We start from the raw sequence: 1,299 nt of genomic DNA on the forward strand, positions 1-1,299 counted from the left end.
GCACGCCGGGGATCAGGAATCTCGCGCAAAGCCGCCAGAAGATGAGGAAACGGAATCATGGCACCCTCCATCGAAAAGGTGCCCTCTATGATTCACAGCTTTCGCATCATTGGTAGACTCGTTTCTGGACACACACCGTCGGAATGACTCGCCCTACGACAGCCCGCCCGAGCCGGCGGCAGAACTGAACAGCCCTGGGTAGGCCAGGGCGTGATTGGGGTTGAGGGCGTTGATGTAGAGTTCGCGGCTGATGTTGTCGGCGCCATTGGCGCGGAGGATGTTGAGGGCGAAGGATCGCAGGCGGGCGAAGTGGCCGGGCTTGATGCGGATGCGGCTATGGTCCTCGAGGAAGGAGACGTCACGGACATGGTGGTTTCGGTTTTCGATCCCCCAGTGCTGGCGGATCGCGGCGCCGAAGACGGCGGCGGACAGGCTGATCTGGGAGACGTAGAGGGAGGTTTCCTCCGTTTTGTCCCACTGTCCGGATTTGGTGTTCTTGTGCCAGGTCAGGCGGGTGACACGGGCGGCGGCGACGATCAGCCCGTCCCAGTCCGCGCCGAGGCGCCCTGCGACGTCGAAGGTCTCGATCCGGCGGTGTTCCTGGCGGCCATGGCGCCCACGGTCGGTGGTCTCGGCGCTGTCGGCGGGCGTCTCTGCGGCACAGATGGCCGTGAGCGCGTCATGCAGGGCGGGCTGGTTGGATTTGACCTGGACGAGGAGGGCGTTTCCTGTGTCCCTGGCGATCTCAAAAGTTTTTTTGACAGTGCATGGCATCGGCTGTGAAGAGCACCCCGGTCAGGCCCAGGTCCTGGATCATCCGCTGGACGGCCGGGATCTCGTTGGATTTGGCGTCGACCTCGGTGTGTGCCAGGACCAGGGCCGCCTCGGACGCGAACGCCGTCAGGGTATGCGCGGCCTTGCGGTCGTTGAGGTGATCGAAACTTCCCCGCAGCGTCTTGCCGTCGAGCGCCACCACCGTTCTGGCGTCGGCCGAGCCGGGTGGCGTCAGCGCCTTCGCATGGCGCCGGAACGCGGCTTCAAGCGCTTCGCCATCCAAGGTCTGGATCAAGAACCGCAAGGTGTTGATGGCCGGCGCCCGCTTCAGGTCGACCCCGAAATGCTGGTTCAGATGCTCCCGCCGCTGTTCCAGGAAGGTGATGATGCCCCGGTATGATCGCGCCCCGCTCAACAGGGCCAGCACCGTGAACAGCAGCAGGTACGCCAGCGGATACCGCTTGCCCTGGGCACGCCGGGGATCAGGAATCTCGCGCAAAGCCGCCAGAAGATGAGGAAACGGAA

At 64.1% G+C, this 1,299-nt stretch carries 1 pseudogene; it reads right to left on the bottom strand.

The annotated features are described in order from the left end of the window. Positions 1-153: 153 nt before the first annotated feature. A pseudogene (locus Q0309_RS18655) lies at positions 154-1,273 on the bottom strand (ISAs1 family transposase). Positions 1,274-1,299 lie beyond the last annotated feature (26 nt).

Source organism: uncultured Rhodospira sp., from assembly GCF_937138205.1.
Classification (GTDB): domain Bacteria; phylum Pseudomonadota; class Alphaproteobacteria; order Rhodospirillales; family Rhodospirillaceae; genus Rhodospira.